Origin of the sequence: Streptomyces sp. SudanB25_2051, from assembly GCF_964272635.1 — a bacterium.
Taxonomy (GTDB): domain Bacteria; phylum Actinomycetota; class Actinomycetes; order Streptomycetales; family Streptomycetaceae; genus Streptomyces.
Map to the genome: position 1 here is coordinate 3102528 of NZ_OZ186787.1, position 15684 is coordinate 3118211.

The following is a 15684-nucleotide window of genomic DNA, read 5'->3' on the forward strand; positions in this document are numbered from 1 at the left end:
GCGTGACGACACGACAGACCCCCGCGACGGGTGGAGCCGTCCGGGGGCGTGGCCACCAGCTAACAAGGAGCTGACGACATGGGCATTATCCACGCGTTCTTACACCGGGTCCTGGGTTTCCTCCTGCCCGCGTCCGGGCAGCGGCGGTGCGGGCCGGGGGTCGTCGTGGTGGCGGCACAGCCGGAAAGGGCCGCCGCACCGCCCCCGTTGCCGCTCCACCGGTCGCCCTACGGGGCCGACGGGCCCATCGACGGGGCGGCGACCCCGCTGGTGCGGCCGTACCTGGCCGCGTACGAGGCGCGGCACCGGCAGGCGTGGCGGCGTACCGCCCTCGTGCTCGCCGCCGACTTCGGCATCGACCTGGACGACCGCGACCTCCACGGGGCGGGGGCCCTCGGATGACGCCCGGACGGCGGCCCGTCCGCATGTGTGTGCGGTGCGACCGGATCACCGAATCCCCCGTCGTCGTGTCCGAGGTCCACCAGGACTCCGGGCCCGGCTGGAGCGTGTACGCCTGCCCCGGCTGCGCCCCGCACTTCCCGCCGCTGCCGGACGAGAGCCCACGGGTGTCCCACCGCACCCGCGCGTGCCAGGACGCGCTGCACTCCCTGTGCACCCCCATGGAGGTGTACGCCTCCGACCGCCCCGGCCCCGGCGAGGAGCCGTTCTTCTCGATCACCTGCGGCTGCCTCTGCCACCGCACCGCCCCGGCCGTGTGACGCGGGCGCCCGGGGGTACTCGGCGCGCGTGAGCCTGGACGTCGTCGAGGAGCGGCCGTACCGGTTCCGGGTGGAACCGCGGGGCGACATGCGCGTACCGGGCATCGTGTTCGCCTCGCGCGGCCTCCTCCGGGACGCCGAGCAGTCGCTGCGCCAGGTCGCCGACGTCGCCACCCTGCCCGGCATCGTCGGCGCCTCGTACGCCATGCCCGACATCCACTGGGGCTACGGCTTCCCCATCGGCGGGGTCGCCGCCACCGACGTCGAGGGCGGCGGGGTCGTCTCGCCCGGCGGCGTCGGCTTCGACATCTCCTGCGGCGTGCGGCTCCTCGCCGCCGACTGCGACCGCGACACCCTGCGCCCCGCCCTCGCCGCCGTCATGGACGGCCTCGGCCGCGCCGTGCCGCGCGGCGCCGGGCCCGGCGGGGTGTGGCGCCTCGACGGCCCCCGCCAGCTCGAACGCGTCCTGCGCGGCGGCTCCCGCTACGCCGTCGAGCAGGGCCACGGCGAGGAACGCGACCTGCTGCGCTGCGAGGACGGCGGCGCCGTCGCCGACGCCGACGTCGACCAGGTCGGCCCGCGCGCCCGCGAACGCGGCCTCGGCCAGGTCGGCAGCCTCGGCTCCGCCAACCACTTCCTGGAGGTCCAGACCGTCACCGACGTGTACGACCCCGCCGCCGCCGAGGCGTTCGGGATCACCGCCGGGCAGGTCTGCGTGATGATCCACTGCGGGTCGCGCGGCCTCGGCCACCAGATCTGCTCCGACCACGTGCGCGCCATGGACCGCGCGATGGCCCGCTACGGCATCGACGTCCCCGACCGGCAGCTCGCCTGCACCCCCGTCGACTCGCCGGAGGGCCGCGCGTACGTCGGCGCCATGGCCGCCGCAGCCAACTACGCCCGCGCCAACCGCCAGTTGCTCTCCGACGCGGCGCGCCGCGAGTTCCGGCGGGCGGCCGGCGTGCGGCTGGACCTCGTGTACGACGTGTCCCACAACCTCGCGAAGATCGAGACCCACCAGGTGGACGGCGCGCCCCGCCGCCTGTGCGTGCACCGCAAGGGCGCCACGCGCGCGTTCCCGCCCGGCCACCCGGACCTCCCCGACGACCTGCGCGACGCCGGCCAGCCGGTGCTGATCCCCGGCACGATGGGCACCGCCTCGTACGTCCTCGCGGGCGTGCCGGGCGGGGACGCCTTCCACTCCACCTGCCACGGCGCCGGCCGCGTCATGAGCCGCCACCAGGCCGCCCGCACGGTCACCGGCAGGGAACTGCGCGCCCGCCTGGAGTCCGCCGGCATCGCCGTACGGCCCCTGTCCATGCGCGGCCTCGCGGAGGAGGTGCCGGAGGCGTACAAGGACGTGGCCGAGGTCGTCGACGCCAGCGAGGGCGCCGGACTCTGCCGGAAGGTGGCACGGCTGGAGCCGCTGGGGGTCGTGAAGGGGTAGCCGGTGACGGCCGGTGGGCGGTCGCACCGCCGTACGGACGCCACCGCCGTACGGGCGCCCCCGCGTCCTACACGTCCACCGTCACCGCGCACGACCACCCGTACGGGTCCGGGCCCATCCGCAGCTCGTGCCACGACACGGCCTTCGGTACGGACCCGGTCACCGGCACCCGCGCGAGCGGCGCCACCGCCAGGCGTACGTCCAGCTCCTCGTCCGTCGCCTCGACCTCCACGTCCACCGGCACCTCCCCGTGCGCGTCCAGCCGGTACACCACCTCGTCCAGCAGGTCCGCGAGGAGGTCCTCGTCGCACTCCTGGACGAGCCGCACCCGCCGCACCGCGTCGGCGTGCGCGGCCGACACGTCGGCGAACGACTCCACCAGGCCGAGCACCGCCTCCCCGAGGCACTGCTCACGGCTCACACCCCACGCCTCGATCCGCAGGTCGGCGGTGTGCGGCACGGTCCGGTGCCCGCCCCCGCCCGGCCTCCGCGCCGGAACCTCGCCGCCCATGGCGTCAGCGCCGGTACACGCCGACGAGGGTGCCGCTCGCGACGGCCTTCGGCTCCACGGCCCGGTGCACCTGTTCGGCGGTCGGCTCGTCGGGCAGCACGCACGGCTCCCGGAGGGCGTACAGGCGGAAGAAGTACCGGTGCGCCTCGTCGCCGGGCGGCGGGTGCGGGCCGCCCCAGCCGCGCCGGTGGAAGCCGTTGACGAGTTCGGTGCCGCCCTCCGGGGGACGTCCCGCTTCCGTCCCGTCCGTGTGCGGGTCGATCCCGACGGCCACCCAGTGGACGAACGTCCCGGAGGGCGCGTCGGGGTCCTCGCACAGCAGGACCAGTTCGCTGGCGTCGTCCGGGACGCCGGACCAGGTCAGTGGCGGAGGCTCGTTCTCGCCCTCCAGCGCGTGGCGGCGCGGGATGGGCGCGTGGTCGCTGAACGCTGAGCTCTTCAGATCGATACCGGCCATGCGCCCGCAGTACCCCTCAGCCGCACCCCTATGCCCCGGCCGGGCGCCCTACGGGGCCTGGAGCGCCCAGCCGCGCGGGTTGGCCGCGTCGGGCGCCTGGAGGCTCAGCGGGGAGCCGTTCTCCGGGCCGGTGGGCGCCAGCGCGAGGCCCCACCCCTTCAGGATGAACGTGTGGGCGGCCCCGTCGGCGGACGGCGTCGCCACCCAGCGCTGGGCGTCGCTGTCCACGCAGGGCCGCTGGACGACGACCGCGCCGGGGCCCAGCGGGTCGACGGGCTGGAGGCACAGCCCGGAGTGGACGGCCCGCAGCCGCACATGGCCGTCGCCCAGGTCGGCCACCTGCCACTGCTGGTTCGGCTGGCCGTGGCGCTCCCACGCCAGGACGGGCGCGCCGTCGTTGGTGGCGGCGCCCTGCACATCGGCCGCCCGGCCCGTCGCGGGGTCGACGAGCACGAACGTGCCGTTCGGGACCGCCGGGCGCGTCGGGCTCGGCGTGGGGGCCGGGGTGGGAGTGGGTGTCGGCGTCGGGGTCGGGGCGCGGTCCGCGGCGGCGGTGGTCGGCGCGGGCGCAGGTGCCGCGTCGGGGCCGTCGCCGTCGTCACCGCCGAGTACGGCGCCGATCGCCAGGCCCGCCGCCGCGCACACCACGATCGCGGCCACCACCAGCACGGCCCTGGGCGGCCCGCCCCGCCCGGCGCGGCGGGCAGGGGGGAGCGGCGAGCCCGCCGGGCCGGGGCGCCCGGGAGGCCCGAAGGGGCCTGGAGGGCCCGCCACCCCGTCGTCCTCGACACGGGGCAGAGGCCGCGTCGCCTCCACCGGCGCCGGATACCCGTACCCGCCTTGCCCGTGCGGCGCCGGGGACGGGCGAGGCCCCCGGGCCCCGGAGGGGTCGGAGGACCCGTGGGCGTCGGGGGTGCCGTACGGGTCGTGGGGCCCGTAGGGGTCGTGGGACCCGTGGGCCGGCGGGGACCCGTGGGCCGGCTGTGGCCTGTAGGGGTCGTGGGACCCGTAGGAGTCGTGGGACCCGTAGGGGGCGGCGGAGGTGCCGTACGGGTCGTGGGGTCCGTAGGGGGCCGTCGGGGCGCCCTGGAGGTCGGGGGCGCCGTACGGGTTCCGCTCCCCGTACGGGTCCGGCCGCGCGGGCGGGGTCCTGGTCGGCGGGAGGAGTTCCGTCGCCTCCGGGTCCCACATCTGCGGGTCCCTGCCCTGTGGTCGGTGGTCCACCCTGCTCCTCGCCCCTCGCCCTGCTCGTCCGGACCTCACACGCGGTGCCGTCCGGCGACGGTACAGTGCGACGATCGTACGAACCGTTCACGGGGGGTTCTCATGGCACTGTTCGGCAACGCCCACACCGTCGACCCGGCGAGCGCGCAGCAGGACTACGCGCGGCTGCTCGGCCCGGACGAGCGCGTCCACGCGGCGTTCCTGCTGATCCGCGACACGATCCTGTTCACCGACCGCCGCCTGATCCTGGTCGACAAGCAGGGCATCACCGGCAAGAAGGTCGAGTACCACTCGATCCCGTACCGCAGCATCACCCACTTCGCGGTGGAGACGGCGGGCACGTTCGACCTCGACGCCGAGCTCAAGATCTGGATCTCCGGCAGCCAGATGCCGGTGCAGAAGACCTTCACCAAGGGCGTCGACATCTACGAGGTGCAGGCGATCCTTACGCAGTTCGTGGCACGGTGACCGCGCCGCGCCGCCGTCGTCCCGGCGGCGGCGCGGACCGTACGTAAGCTGGGCCGCTCCAGTGGGCGCGCGGGCTCGCGGGCGCGCGCGGGCGGCGACGAGGCAGGCGGGCGCGGCGATGGCGGACGACCAGCGGTGGCACATGCGGATCGGCGAGGTGGCCGAGCGGACCGGCCTGTCGCTGCGCACGATCCGCCACTACGAGGACGCCGGCGTGGCCGCGCCGTCCGCCCGCACCAAGGGCGGGTTCCGGCTGTACACCGAGCAGGACGTCGAACGGCTCCTCGCGGCGGCCCGGATGCGGCCCCTCGGCTTCACCGTGGACCAGATGCGCGAGGTGCTCGACCTCACCGGGCGGCTCGCCTCGCCGGACGCCCCGCCCGAGGGCGAGGAGCGGGAGCGGCTGCGGGCCCGCCTCGACGCGTACCGGCAGGCCGTGGAGGCGCGGTGCGAGGCGCTGCGCGTACGGCTCCGCAGGGCCGAGGACCTCGCCGCGACCCTGCGCGGCCACCTCGACCCGGTCGGCTGACCCCGAGCCGTACGCACGGCCTCGTACGACCGTCCCGCACACGGCGCCCGCCGCGAGCCTCCCGCCGGAGGCCCCGGCGCTGGGGCCGGGCCGCGAGCGGCCGCCGGTCCCCTCAGGTGTCCAGCACGCCGAGCTGGCGCAGCATGCCGACCTCGTCCCAGTTCCACCAGCTCTCCGCGATCCTGCCGTCCGCGCAGCGGAACGTGGCGTGGCCCGTGCCGGTCACGTCCCGGTCGGTCGGCGGGATGCCCCGGTACTCCCGCTTGTGGTGGCCGCGGAAGGTGAGCCCGACGCACACCAGGTCGCCCTCGGCGACGGTCCTGTCGAGCGTGATGCTCGGCTCGAACGCGTCCATCAGCTCGCCGTTCTGCTCCTTGGCGCCCTGGAAGTCCAGGGGCTCGGCCGACAGGGACGGGTCGTGCTCGCGGTAGTCGGCGGTGAACAGCCGCTCCGCCGCGTCGGTGTCGCGGCCGTTGACGACCGTGTCGAAGAACTCCTTCACCAGCGCCTTGTTCAGCTGCTCGTCCCGCACCACGTCGAGGTCCGTGAAGGACGGCTCGCCCTCGCAGAGCGCCACCATCTCGCGGTAGATCCGGTCCGTCTCCGGAAGGTGGGAATTGCGCATCGCCTCCTCGTACGAGGGGAACTCCACGATCTCGACGACGTGCGAGGCGTCGGAGCGGTCCTTCGCGACGATAGAGTGGGTGGCCGTCCGCTTGCCCCGCGTCGCCTCGACCCAGTCGTCCATCAGACTGTTCAAGGCGTCGACCTGCTGGGTCCGGCAGTCGATGACCTGCACGAATGTCATGGCGCCCGCCTCCTGTGGCTGTAGCATCCGGATGAAATCCACCGTATGCCCGTTTGGCGCCTTCTGTCCTGGGGTACACGGGCGCCCCGCTCCGGGCGGGCGGGGGCTCGCCGGAGCGGGGCGGTACGGGCGGGTGGGGACGGGAGCCAGGCCGGACGGGCGGGCTCGGAGCCAGGCCGGACGGGCCGGCCGGGAGCCAGGCCGGACGGGCCGGCCGCTCAGGACTCCGGGACCAGCTGCGGCATCTCGCCTGCCGTCCGGGTGACGTCGATCAGCGAGAACACCGCCCCCTGCGGGTCCAGCAGCCCGGCGAACCGGCCGAAGGGGCTGTCCATCGGCCCGTACAGGACCTTCGCCCCGTGGGTCGTGGCCCGCCCGATCGCCGCGTCGACGTCCTCCACGGTGAAGTACACGCTGATGAACGGCGGGATGTCCGGCGGGAACTCCTCGCCCATCCGCATCCGGCCCAGCACCGCGTCGTCCCCGAGCCGGAAGACCTTGAAGTCCATCTCCTCGCTCGCCACGCGCTGCACCCCGTACGGGAAGACGGCGGGGAAGAACGTGTCGGTCTTCGCGGCGTCCCGCGTGTAGACCTCCGCCCAGCAGTACGCGCCGGGCACGGCCTGCGCCTCGAAGCCCCGGTGGGTGCCCGGCTGCCAGACGCCGAAGGTGACGCCGCCCGGGTCGCGGGCGATCAGCATGGACCCGAAGTCGTCGACCGCCATCGGGCCCATCAGCACCTCGCCGCCGTTCTCGCGGACCTTCCGCGCGGCCGCCTCCACGTCGGAGGACGAGAAGTACAGGCACCAGGCGGAGGGCGGCGCCTCCCCGCCCTCGCTCGGCATGGGCGGCACGATGGCCGCGACCGCCTTGCCGTCGGCGTACGCCTGCGTGTAGTTGCCGTAGTCGCTGGCCTCCTCGCCGAAGGTCCAGCCCAGCACGTCGCCGTAGAAGGTCTTGGCGCCCTCCATGTCGGTGAACATCGCGTCCGCCCAGATGGGCGCGCCCTCCGTCGGTCCGGCCATGACGATCCCCTCACGGTTCGGGTGGTTTCCGGTTTGCCACGTTAACCACCCGTACGGGCTGGCGCGCGGCAACATCCGGAGCCGGTGCCCCCGTGCGGCCCGGCCCGGTCCGGTACGGGTCGGCCCGGTCCCGGCACGGTTCAGCCCGGTCCCGGTCCCGGTCCCGGTACGGCCGGCTCAGCTCAGCTCAGCTCCGCGAACGCCTCCACCGCGTGCGTCTTGCCGGTGACCACGATGACGTCGCCGCGCTCCATGACCGTCTCGGCCGTCGCGTACGTGAAGTCCTGCCCCGGCCGCTTGATGCCGACCACCGTCACGCCCCACCGGCTGCGCACCTGGCTCTCGCCGAGCGGGACGCCCGTGGCGATGTCCGGGGCGACCGTCTTGACCAGCGCGTAGTCGTCGTCGAACTGGATGAAGTCCAGCATCCGCCCGGTCACCAGGTGCGCGACCCGCTCCCCCATCTCGTGCTCGGGCAGCACCACATGGTGGACGCCCAGGCGCTCCAGGATCTGGCCGTGCTGGCGGCTGATGGCCTTGGCCCAGATGTTGGGCACCCCGGCGTCCAGCAGGTTCGCGGCGATGAGGATGCTCGCCTCCATGTCCGTGCCGATGCCGACGACGGCGCTGGTGAACTCGTGCACGCCGAGCTGTTCCAGCACCTCCGGGTCGGTGCAGTCGGCGACGGCCGAGTGGGTGAGGACGTCGCTGTGCTTCTGGACCAGCCGGGCATCCGTGTCGATGCCGAGGACGTCCCAGCCGCGCCGCGTCAGCTCATGGGCGAGCGAGCTGCCGAAGCGGCCCAGCCCTATCACGGCGACCCGCTGGTCGCCCGTCTCCGGCTCGGCGGGGCGCTTGCGGCGCCTGCGGCGCAGATGGTGCAGGTAGTCACCCAATGACAGGTCGCTCCTCGGGTAGCTCGTACCGGCGGGTCCGCTCGCGCAGGGCGAGCGCCGACACGAGGGTGACCGGACCGAGCCGGCCGACGAACATCAGCAGGATCACGATCAGTTCACCGGCCACGGGCAGGTCCGCCGTGATCCCGGTGGACAGACCGACGGTGGCGAACGCCGACACCGCCTCGAACAGCACGGCCTCCAGCGGTGCCTTCACCACGGTCAGCAGCGCGAGCGTCGCCGCCATCACGAAGCCGACGCCGAGCAGCGCGACCGTCAGGGCCTGGCGCAGCGCGTGCGGGGCGAGACGGCGGCCCATGATGGTCGAGTTGGGCTCGCCGCGCGCTTCCGCGACCATCGCCGCGGCCAGCACCGCGAAGGTGGTGACCTTGATGCCGCCCGCCGTTCCCGCGCTGCCGCCGCCGATGAACATCAGCGTGCAGGTCATCAGCAGCGTGGAGGCCTCCATCGCGCCGACGTCGACGGCGTTGAAGCCGCCGGAGCGGGTCATCACGGAGTGGAAGAAGCCGTTCAGCAGCTTCCCGCTCCAGTGGAGCGGGCCGAACGTGTCCGGGTTGCCCCACTCCAGCAGCGTGGTGAGGACGGTGCCGGTCAGCAGCAGGGCGGCCGTGGTGACGACGGTCAGCTTCGTGTGGAGGGTCCAGCCGCGCCGCCCCGTGGCCAGGCGCCGCCTGCGGTGCCGCAGCAGCTCCAGCAGGACGGGGAAGCCGATGCCACCGAGGACGACGGCGACCGCGGTGGGCAGCGTGACCAGCGGGTCGGTGTGGTACGCGACGAGGCTGTCGGCCCGCAGACCGAACCCGCCGTTGTTGAAGGCCGACACGGCGTGGAAGAAGCCGTAATAGACGGACTGCCCGATCGGCATGCCGTACCCGAAGCGGAACCGCAGCGCGAGCAGCGTGCCGACGGCCAGCTCCACGGCCGCCGTCGTCCCGGCGACCCCGAGCAGCACCCGGCGCACGTCCCCGATGCCGAACGTCTTCGTCTCGGCGAGCGCCGTCAGCTGGAGCCGCAGCCGCAGCTTCCCGGACACCAGCAGCGCGAGCAGTGACGCCATCGTCATGATGCCGAAGCCGCCGGCCTGGATGAGCGCCAGCATGACGCCCTGGCCGAAACCGCTCCAGTAGGTGCCGGTGTCGACCACCACCAGGCCGGTGACGCACACGGCCGAGGTCGCCGTGAACAGGGCCGTGACGACACCCGCCGAGCGCCCGTCCTCGGTGGCGAGGGGCAGCGACAGCAGGGCCGTGCCGGCGAGTACGGCCACCGCGAACGCCAGCACCAGCGTGCGGGCCGGGTGGGTGGCGAACAGCCTGTTCCCCAGCCACGTCGCGCGTTCCACCACCGCGGTCTCCGGCCTTCCGGTCGTACGCGCCCGGCGACGACCACCGGGCCGGGCGGTCACCCTACCGGGCGGCGGGTCCGGGAGCGCGGAGGTGTGCGACCGCGCCGGTCCCGGCGTCGCGGCGGGGCGCACGGCAGGCCGGCCGTGAGCGTGCGCGGCCGACGGGGCGTCAACCCGCCGGTCCGGCGGGACGATCTGCGGGACCGCGTGGTCCCGGCCGCACGAGGGCGGGCCGGGGCACACGCGATCCCGGACGGACAAGGGACTCCCCTCGTGGCCCCCCGTCCATGTTTTTTCGAGTTAACAGTGACGTAGAGTGTTTGCGCAAGCCCGTTCCGGACCTGAACCGCCCGGTCCGGGGTCGGTACAGTACGGGCCCGTTGACTGACCGCGCAGATGCGGTGGACGCGAACGTGGGGACCGGGATGGACGACGGCAACGGCGGGGAGCGCACCGCGGCACCCGAGCTGAGAACGCTTCAGCAGAAGGTCGCGTACATGGTGGAGAAGACCTTCCCCGGGCAGAAGGTCTCGGGCCGGGCGTTCTCCGAGCTGGTCAGGGAGCGCGGCGGCTCCCTCTCGCACAGCTACTTCTCCAACATCCTGGCGGGCAAGGTCACCCACCCGTCCGAGGAGATCCTCAAGGCGCTCGGGCTGGGCTTCGGCGTCGACTGGCGGTTCTTCAAGGAGGAGTCGGAGGTCGTGGACGACGTCGTCGCGGGCCTCCAGTTCCTCGCGAAGCGCCGTACGGGCGAGATCAGCGGGCTGGCCGCGCGGGGCGTGGACGACGCGGGACTGCCGCCGGAGCTGCTGGAGTTCGCGCTGTCGCTGCTCAAGGAGGCGCAGGAGGAGGCCCCGCGGCCGGGGCCTGCGCAGGAGGGGGCCACCGGGGCGTAGGGCATCGCGGGGGCGCAGGGCCGCGCCGGGACGCGGGGCTTCGCGGGGGCAGGGGGCCTCTCCGGGGCGCAGGCCCGCACCGGGACGCGGGCTGCGTCCGGCGGGGCCGGGGAACCGGGGGCCGCGGGCGAACGCGCGTCCGCATCCGCTTGGCTAGACTCGCTCCCCGCAGGTCACACCCCACGTGGCTGACGATCAAGAGGTCTCCATGTCCCAGCGGTCCAGGCGGTCCACGCGGTCCATGCGCGCGCTGCGCCGAGAGTGCGAGGCCGGGCTGGCCGACCTGCCGATCCCGGCACCGTTCGGCATCCCCGAGCTGGTCGCCAACATGGAGGCGGCGCGCGGCCGGCGCATCGTCCTGCGGGAGCTCCCGGACCGCCTCGCGCGCGTCAACTCCGCCTGCGGGCTGCGGCTGAAGTCGGGCGACACGAGCTTCGTGCTGTACCGGCGGCGCCCGACCACGTACCAGACGCAGCACGTCATCCTGCACGAGCTGTGCCACGAGTGGTTCGACCACGGCACCTCGCTCGACGCGGAGCAACTGCGGCGGCTCCTCCCGGTCTTCGACACGTCGCTGATCTCCCGGATGATGGAGGCCGGCACCACCGTGCAGGCCCGCGCCCAGTACGACACCCATGACGAGCGGATGGCGGAGCTCGGCGCCTCGCTGATCCCGCGCATGGCGCGGGACGTGTCGAGCGACGACATGGTGGGGCGGCTCGCCAACTCCCTGTCCAGACCGGTCGCGCACCGCCGCCGGGGCCTGTTCCGGCGCGGCTGACCACGACGCCCCCACCCCCTCCCCCCACGAGGACGCGAATTGACTGCCCTTGACCTGGCCGGCTACCTGGTGGCCTCCCTGATGACGGCCGTGGCGCTGTGGCGGATGCCCGCCGCGCTGTGGGGCGACGAGGAGGACAAGCGCCGCCGCGCCCTGTGGGGCTGCTACGCCGGGTTCGCCGCCGCCCTGTGGACGAAGACCCGCATCGTGCGCACCAGCCTCAACAACAGCCCGGTCGTCGACCTCGCCGTACTGATCAAGCACTACACGGCGACCGTCGCGATCCTGGCGATCCTCAGCTACATCGTGGCGATCTACGGCTCGTACCCGGAGGGCGGGACCGTCCCGCGCCATGTGCGTTTCGCGCGGACCGTCCAGCACGTCGCGGCGAAGGCGTCGGTGGCGACGCTGATCCTGCTGACCGTGCTGTTCTTCACCGTCGTGGACCGGTCGGTCCCCTCGGACCGGTTCGTGTCGGACCACGCCGGACAGTGGGGCGCGTCGCTCTACATGACGGTGTTCTACCTGTACCTCGGCGCCGCCTCGGCCGTGTGCGCGTACCAGTGGGCGCTGGCGACGGCGAACGCGACGCTGAGGCACCTGCGGGTGGGGCTCGGGATGATGACGGCGGCGATGTTCATCGGCGTCGCGTACACCGTGAGCCGGACCCTGTTCCTGTGGATCAGCGTCGTGGAGCAGCCGACGGCGGGCTTCGCCCAGGGCTTCGACAAGGCGACGGAGGCCGCCCAGGTGCTGCTGTTCGCGCTGTTCGCGGTCGGCGCGTCCATCCCGGCCTTCGGCAGCGGATGGCGGCGGGTGCGGCTGTGGCGGGCGCAGGTCGCGCTGCACCCGCTGTGGCGGGAGCTGATGGCGGCCTTCCCCGACCAGCCGTTCGCCCCGCCCGCGTCGCTCGCGCGGGAGCTGACCCGCTTCGGCACCCCCGCCGACCTGCGCGTGGACCGGTGGGCCGCGGACATCGCGGACGCCCTGGAGAAGCTCCGCCACTACGTGCCGCACGGGCTGCTCCCCGCCGCCCGCGAGGCGGCGGGCTCGGCGGGTCCGGTGGCCGACGCGTACTGGATCAAGGCGGCGCTGGCGGCGAAGGCGTCCGGCGCGCGGGCCGGTGAGGCGGCGGAGTTCGACACCCGGCAGGCGACGGACCAGGACGGCGAGGTGGCGTGGCTGGTGCGGGTGGCACGGGCCTACCGGTCGATACCCGAGGAGAGCGCGAGGCGGCTGCTCGTATGACGACTTCCGACCTGTCGGGCGCGGAGGGCGGGACGGTGGCGCGGCGCGTCACCGACGCCCTCCAGCCGCGCAACGTCCTGCTCGTCGGCATGCTCGCCATCGGCGGCTTCGCCGCCGGCCACTGGACGGGCCTGCTGTGGGGACTGCTCGGCGCCCTGTGCGCGGGGATCGTCCCGGCGGCGTACATCGAATGGGAGCGCGGCCGGGGCCGCTGGGGCGACCGGCACGTCGTGGACCGCACCAAACGGGCGCCGATCTTCTTCGTGATCCTCGGCTCGATCGGTACGGGCTCCCTGGTCATGGTCCTGGGCGGGGCGCCGGACGGCATCCTGGCCGCCATGCTCGCGCTGTGGGTGATGACGGTGGGGCTGCTGGCCGTCAACACGGTGTGGAAGATCTCCGTGGACTCGGCCGTCGCGTCGTCGGTGGTGACGCTGCTGGCCTGCGTCCACTCGGCGTGGTGGCTCGCCGCGTACGCCATGACGGCCGCCGTCTGCTGGTCGCGGGTGGCGCTGCGCTACCACACCGTCGCCCAGACGCTGGCGGGCGCGGGCCTGGGGGCGGCGACGGGCCTGGCCTTCCTGCCGGGCTGAACCCGAACACGGGCGCCGGTGCGGGGCCTTGTGCGGTGCGTCGACCGGGCGGGCCGGACCCGCCGCCGCGCGGGACCCCTGTGCGGTACGTCGACCGGGCGGGGCGCGGGCGCCCGACACGGCAGCGGGGCGCACCGGCCCGGGGGCCGGCTGCTCCGGGACCGGGAGCGCCTGTCAGGCCAGCCACCAGAGCGGCAGCCTGAGCAGCGCGGCGACCCGGTCGGCGACGGCGTGCGCGTGCGGGGGCACGCCCTCCTGGGCCAGTCCCCGTGTGAGGTGGACGTGCAGCGACTGGAGCGTCGCGAAGGTGTTGCCCGCCCACACCGGCACGGGCCCGGGCCCGCCGCCCTCCAGTGCCTCGGACACGACGTCCAGCCACCCGGTGGCCTCGTCGGCGCCGAGCCCCGGCGCGGCCAGCAGGCGGCAGACCGCCCGCGCGAGCCGCGCGTCCTCCAACTGCGCGTACCGGTAGTCCGTTTCGGGGGCCGTCATCCGCCGGGCGCACAGCCGCAGGAGCTCCACGCGCCGCTCCGGCAGGACGGCTCCGAACGCTCCGGCGGCGTCCGCGCCGTGGGCGACCGCGTGCAGCCAGCCGGTCGTCCCAGCCGCGCGTGTCCCGCTCGGCGGGGTACCAGTCGCGGAACCGCTCGTACCAGCTCGCGAGCCGCGCCTCCGGTACGGCTCCGGGGACGACGGCGGCCCGTTCGAGGACGCACCGCAGCACGAGCGGCGCGAACGCCCGCGCCTGGACCTCGGCGTGCCCCAGCCGCCGCGCGCCCAGGTCGCCCAGCTCCCCCAGCACGGCGTCGAGACGGCCCTCGCGGGTCCATCGCGCGAGCGCGGTGTACGCCTGGTCGTCCCGGACGGCCGGGTCCGGCGAGACCAGCAGCCGCGACAGCCCGGCGACGAGATCCGGCACGGGCACGGCCTCGGGGAAGGGGAAGCGGGCGGCGGCCAGGGCGGCCCAGTCGGGGGACGGGGAACTCATGGGGTCAGCGTCGCACAGCGAGGAACCCGGGACCCCGGCGAAGACGGGAGCGCCCCCCGGCTCCCCGTGCGGGGCGCCGGAACCGTCGCAGAACGCCGGGCAGTGGAGGGGGGCGCGCTAGCCGCCCCACCGGCCGTCCCCGCGCTCTGCCCGCCCGGCCACGCCGCCGGCCTCCGCAGGGTCCCGCGGGTCGGCCCCCGGCCTCCAGGGTCCCGCGGGCCGGCCCGCCTCTGCCGCCGCTCATCCCGCTCACCCCGCCGCCAGGGCCTCCAGGGTCTCGGCGGCCAGGTGGTCGGCGGCGTCCAGGGTGGCGTGCAGGGCGTCGGGGGACGTCGCCGCAGGGGCGAACAGGGCGTGGGCGCGCCGGGCGAAGCCGTCGGGCGCGGCGGGGAGGCGGGCGGCCTCCTCCACGGCGCCCTTCTCGTTGATCACCCAGGCCCCGGCGTGGGCGTGCAGGGCGTGGACCAGCAGGCCGACCGCGCGGAACAGGCACCCCGCCACGTGGAAGGCGTCCCCGCGCGCCGCTCCCTTGCGGGCACCGGCCAGGGTGAAGGGCACCTCCCAGCGGGCGTGGGCCACGAGCGCGTCCCGCAGCGGGGCCGGGTAGGGGCGCAACCGCTCGCGCAGGGCCCGCAGTTCGCCGGACGGGTCGGCGAGCACCCGGCCCAGCGCCAGCTCCCCGACGTACGCGTGCGCGTACACGCCCAGCGGGTGCCCGGCCTGCACCCCGACCTCGTACCGCCCGGCCAGGCACTCGGCCCAGATCCGCCGCACCCGGTCGACGTCCCGGTAGATCCAGTCCACCCGCCGCCCGCCGAGCGTCAGCCACGCGCCGCCGTCCACCCAGGGGCCCCAGCCGCCCGGCTCGGTCACCTCCACCTCGCCGCCGGTCAGCTCGGCCGCGAGCCTGCGCAGCGCGCCGGTGTCGAGGGGCGCCCGGTAGTACAGGCCCAGGTCGTGGTCGGAGTCCTCCCGGTGCGTGCCGCGCGCCCGGCTCCCGCCGAGGCACACCCCGACGACCCCGCCGACACGGGCGAGCCGCTCGGCCATCGCCGTGATCTCCGCCGTCGTCGTGATCTCCGCCGTCGTCGTGATCTCCGCCGTCGCCGTGATCTCCGCCGTCTCCGTGTTCTCCGCCGCGTCGTTCTCCACGCGCAGAGTCTGCACGGCCCCGCCCGCGAGCCGGCGGGTTCCGGCCGCCACGGGGGCGGGGCGACGGGGCCGGTACGGCCACGGGCGGGGCCCGTACGACCGGGGCCGGGCCACCGGGCCGGGACCGGACAGCCGGCGACTCAGCCCGTGAGGGCCTGCCCCAGCTCCACGCCCGCCGCCACAGCGCCCAGCGAGGCCAGGACCGTCGCCACCGCGTTGAGGGCCGCGTACCGGGCGGAGCCCGCCTGGGCCAGGCGGAGGGTCTCGTACGAGAACGTCGAGTACGTCGTGAGCGCCCCGCACAGGCCGGTGCCCAGCAGGGCGTACGCCGGGGACGCCACGGCGGCGCCCGCGAGGACGCCCAGGACGAGGGAGCCCAGGACGTTGACCGTCAGCGTGCCCCACGGGAACACCGAGTCGTACCGGGACCGCACCGCCCGGTCGGTCAGATACCGCAGCGGGGCGCCCAGCGCGCCACCCGCCAGCACCAGCAGCCACGTCACGCCGCAGCGCCCCCGCCCACACCCGTCGGCCGGACCGCACCCGTCGGCCGGACCGCGTCCGTAGACCTGCCCG

Annotated in this window: 19 protein-coding genes; 9 read left to right on the top strand and 10 right to left on the bottom strand. The window is 74.9% G+C overall.

What is annotated here, in order from left to right; genetic code table 11:
* Nucleotides 1-78: 78 nt before the first annotated feature.
* From ACSUPT_RS13835 to ACSUPT_RS13845, 3 genes are all read left to right on the top strand, one after another.
* A complete protein-coding gene (locus ACSUPT_RS13835) occupies nucleotides 79-402 on the top strand; it encodes a hypothetical protein (RefSeq protein ID WP_436944485.1) in 324 nt (107 codons plus the stop codon).
* Nucleotides 399-719 (top strand): hypothetical protein, encoded by a 321-nt coding sequence (locus ACSUPT_RS13840; RefSeq protein WP_436944486.1) that lies wholly within the window; start codon nucleotides 399-401, stop codon nucleotides 717-719. Before ACSUPT_RS13835 ends, ACSUPT_RS13840 begins: the two co-directional genes overlap by 4 nt.
* An 88-nt stretch (nucleotides 720-807) precedes the next feature.
* Nucleotides 808-2166 (top strand): RtcB family protein, encoded by a 1359-nt coding sequence (locus tag ACSUPT_RS13845; RefSeq protein ID WP_399218804.1) that lies wholly within the window; start codon nucleotides 808-810, stop codon nucleotides 2164-2166.
* Nucleotides 2167-2233: 67 nt separating this feature from the next.
* Here the strand turns inward: ACSUPT_RS13845 and ACSUPT_RS13850 are convergent, their stop codons facing one another.
* Genes ACSUPT_RS13850 through ACSUPT_RS13860 form a run of 3 tightly spaced genes read right to left on the bottom strand, consistent with a single transcriptional unit; the run spans nucleotide 2234 to nucleotide 4358 of the window.
* Complete coding sequence (locus ACSUPT_RS13850) at nucleotides 2234-2677, bottom strand: archease (protein ID WP_351966863.1); 444 nt, start codon at nucleotides 2675-2677, stop codon at nucleotides 2234-2236.
* 4 nt (nucleotides 2678-2681) lie between these two features.
* On the bottom strand, nucleotides 2682-3134 hold the full coding sequence (locus tag ACSUPT_RS13855; protein WP_351966862.1) for a YbhB/YbcL family Raf kinase inhibitor-like protein: 453 nt from the start codon (nucleotides 3132-3134) through the stop codon (nucleotides 2682-2684).
* Nucleotides 3135-3182: 48 nt separating this feature from the next.
* Nucleotides 3183-4358, bottom strand: a complete 1176-nt coding sequence (locus ACSUPT_RS13860) for an RICIN domain-containing protein (RefSeq protein WP_436944488.1) — start codon at nucleotides 4356-4358, stop codon at nucleotides 3183-3185.
* A gap of 102 nt (nucleotides 4359-4460) precedes the next feature.
* On the opposite strand from ACSUPT_RS13860, the gene ACSUPT_RS13865 reads away from it, so the two are divergent.
* Entirely contained in the window at nucleotides 4461-4826 is a 366-nt protein-coding gene (locus ACSUPT_RS13865; RefSeq protein WP_351966860.1) for a PH domain-containing protein, read from the top strand.
* Between the two features lie 118 nt (nucleotides 4827-4944).
* Entirely contained in the window at nucleotides 4945-5355 is a 411-nt protein-coding gene (locus ACSUPT_RS13870; RefSeq protein ID WP_351966859.1) for a MerR family transcriptional regulator, read from the top strand.
* Between the two features lie 112 nt (nucleotides 5356-5467).
* Here the strand turns inward: ACSUPT_RS13870 and ACSUPT_RS13875 are convergent, their stop codons facing one another.
* The 4 genes from ACSUPT_RS13875 to ACSUPT_RS13890 all read right to left on the bottom strand — a co-directional run bounded on the left by ACSUPT_RS13875 (nucleotide 5468) and on the right by ACSUPT_RS13890 (nucleotide 9447).
* Entirely contained in the window at nucleotides 5468-6163 is a 696-nt protein-coding gene (locus ACSUPT_RS13875) for an ester cyclase (RefSeq protein WP_351966858.1), read from the bottom strand.
* 218 nt (nucleotides 6164-6381) lie between these two features.
* Nucleotides 6382-7188 (bottom strand): VOC family protein, encoded by an 807-nt coding sequence (locus ACSUPT_RS13880; protein ID WP_436944490.1) that lies wholly within the window; start codon nucleotides 7186-7188, stop codon nucleotides 6382-6384.
* A 182-nt stretch (nucleotides 7189-7370) separates the two neighbouring features.
* Entirely contained in the window at nucleotides 7371-8084 is a 714-nt protein-coding gene (locus ACSUPT_RS13885) for a potassium channel family protein (protein WP_365725615.1), read from the bottom strand.
* On the bottom strand, nucleotides 8077-9447 hold the full coding sequence (locus ACSUPT_RS13890) for a TrkH family potassium uptake protein (RefSeq protein ID WP_361654027.1): 1371 nt from the start codon (nucleotides 9445-9447) through the stop codon (nucleotides 8077-8079). Before ACSUPT_RS13890 ends, ACSUPT_RS13885 begins: the two co-directional genes overlap by 8 nt.
* A gap of 428 nt (nucleotides 9448-9875) precedes the next feature.
* On the opposite strand from ACSUPT_RS13890, the gene ACSUPT_RS13895 reads away from it, so the two are divergent.
* From ACSUPT_RS13895 to ACSUPT_RS13910, 4 genes are all read left to right on the top strand, one after another.
* Entirely contained in the window at nucleotides 9876-10346 is a 471-nt protein-coding gene (locus ACSUPT_RS13895) for a hypothetical protein (protein WP_351966919.1), read from the top strand.
* A gap of 208 nt (nucleotides 10347-10554) precedes the next feature.
* Entirely contained in the window at nucleotides 10555-11127 is a 573-nt protein-coding gene (locus ACSUPT_RS13900) for a toxin (protein ID WP_351966918.1), read from the top strand.
* 39 nt (nucleotides 11128-11166) lie between these two features.
* Nucleotides 11167-12375, top strand: a complete 1209-nt coding sequence (locus ACSUPT_RS13905; protein ID WP_399218720.1) for an MAB_1171c family putative transporter — start codon at nucleotides 11167-11169, stop codon at nucleotides 12373-12375.
* Nucleotides 12372-12968 carry a hypothetical protein gene (locus tag ACSUPT_RS13910; RefSeq protein ID WP_351966853.1) on the top strand — a complete coding sequence of 199 codons (597 nt, stop codon included), beginning with the start codon at nucleotides 12372-12374 and terminating at the stop codon, nucleotides 12966-12968. The genes ACSUPT_RS13905 and ACSUPT_RS13910 overlap by 4 nt, the downstream gene beginning before the upstream one ends.
* Nucleotides 12969-13142: 174 nt before the next feature.
* On the opposite strand, the gene ACSUPT_RS13915 is transcribed toward ACSUPT_RS13910, so the two are convergent.
* The 3 genes from ACSUPT_RS13915 to crcB form a co-directional block, all read right to left on the bottom strand.
* Complete coding sequence (locus ACSUPT_RS13915; RefSeq protein WP_436946211.1) at nucleotides 13143-13880, bottom strand: DUF2785 domain-containing protein; 738 nt, start codon at nucleotides 13878-13880, stop codon at nucleotides 13143-13145.
* 325 nt (nucleotides 13881-14205) lie between these two features.
* Complete coding sequence (locus ACSUPT_RS13920; RefSeq protein ID WP_436946212.1) at nucleotides 14206-15006, bottom strand: nucleotidyltransferase domain-containing protein; 801 nt, start codon at nucleotides 15004-15006, stop codon at nucleotides 14206-14208.
* A gap of 242 nt (nucleotides 15007-15248) precedes the next feature.
* Complete coding sequence (crcB, locus tag ACSUPT_RS13925; RefSeq protein ID WP_436944491.1) at nucleotides 15249-15611, bottom strand: fluoride efflux transporter CrcB; 363 nt, start codon at nucleotides 15609-15611, stop codon at nucleotides 15249-15251.
* Nucleotides 15612-15684 lie beyond the last annotated feature (73 nt).

What these genes read in the sequence shown, in the direction of transcription:
- ACSUPT_RS13855 (WP_351966862.1), bottom strand. Translation starts at nt 3,134, where the DNA reads ATGGCCGGTATCGATCTGAAGAGCTCAGCGTTCAGCGACCACGCGCCC.
- ACSUPT_RS13840 (WP_436944486.1), top strand. Translation starts at nt 399, where the DNA reads ATGACGCCCGGACGGCGGCCCGTCCGCATGTGTGTGCGGTGCGACCGG.
- ACSUPT_RS13910 (WP_351966853.1), top strand. Translation starts at nt 12,372, where the DNA reads ATGACGACTTCCGACCTGTCGGGCGCGGAGGGCGGGACGGTGGCGCGG.
- ACSUPT_RS13900 (WP_351966918.1), top strand. Translation starts at nt 10,555, where the DNA reads ATGTCCCAGCGGTCCAGGCGGTCCACGCGGTCCATGCGCGCGCTGCGC.
- ACSUPT_RS13920 (WP_436946212.1), bottom strand. Translation starts at nt 15,006, where the DNA reads ATGGCCGAGCGGCTCGCCCGTGTCGGCGGGGTCGTCGGGGTGTGCCTC.
- ACSUPT_RS13895 (WP_351966919.1), top strand. Translation starts at nt 9,876, where the DNA reads ATGGACGACGGCAACGGCGGGGAGCGCACCGCGGCACCCGAGCTGAGA.
- ACSUPT_RS13845 (WP_399218804.1), top strand. Translation starts at nt 808, where the DNA reads ATGCGCGTACCGGGCATCGTGTTCGCCTCGCGCGGCCTCCTCCGGGAC.
- ACSUPT_RS13865 (WP_351966860.1), top strand. Translation starts at nt 4,461, where the DNA reads ATGGCACTGTTCGGCAACGCCCACACCGTCGACCCGGCGAGCGCGCAG.
- ACSUPT_RS13875 (WP_351966858.1), bottom strand. Translation starts at nt 6,163, where the DNA reads ATGACATTCGTGCAGGTCATCGACTGCCGGACCCAGCAGGTCGACGCC.
- ACSUPT_RS13880 (WP_436944490.1), bottom strand. Translation starts at nt 7,188, where the DNA reads ATGGCCGGACCGACGGAGGGCGCGCCCATCTGGGCGGACGCGATGTTC.
- ACSUPT_RS13870 (WP_351966859.1), top strand. Translation starts at nt 4,945, where the DNA reads ATGGCGGACGACCAGCGGTGGCACATGCGGATCGGCGAGGTGGCCGAG.
- ACSUPT_RS13850 (WP_351966863.1), bottom strand. Translation starts at nt 2,677, where the DNA reads ATGGGCGGCGAGGTTCCGGCGCGGAGGCCGGGCGGGGGCGGGCACCGG.
- ACSUPT_RS13835 (WP_436944485.1), top strand. Translation starts at nt 79, where the DNA reads ATGGGCATTATCCACGCGTTCTTACACCGGGTCCTGGGTTTCCTCCTG.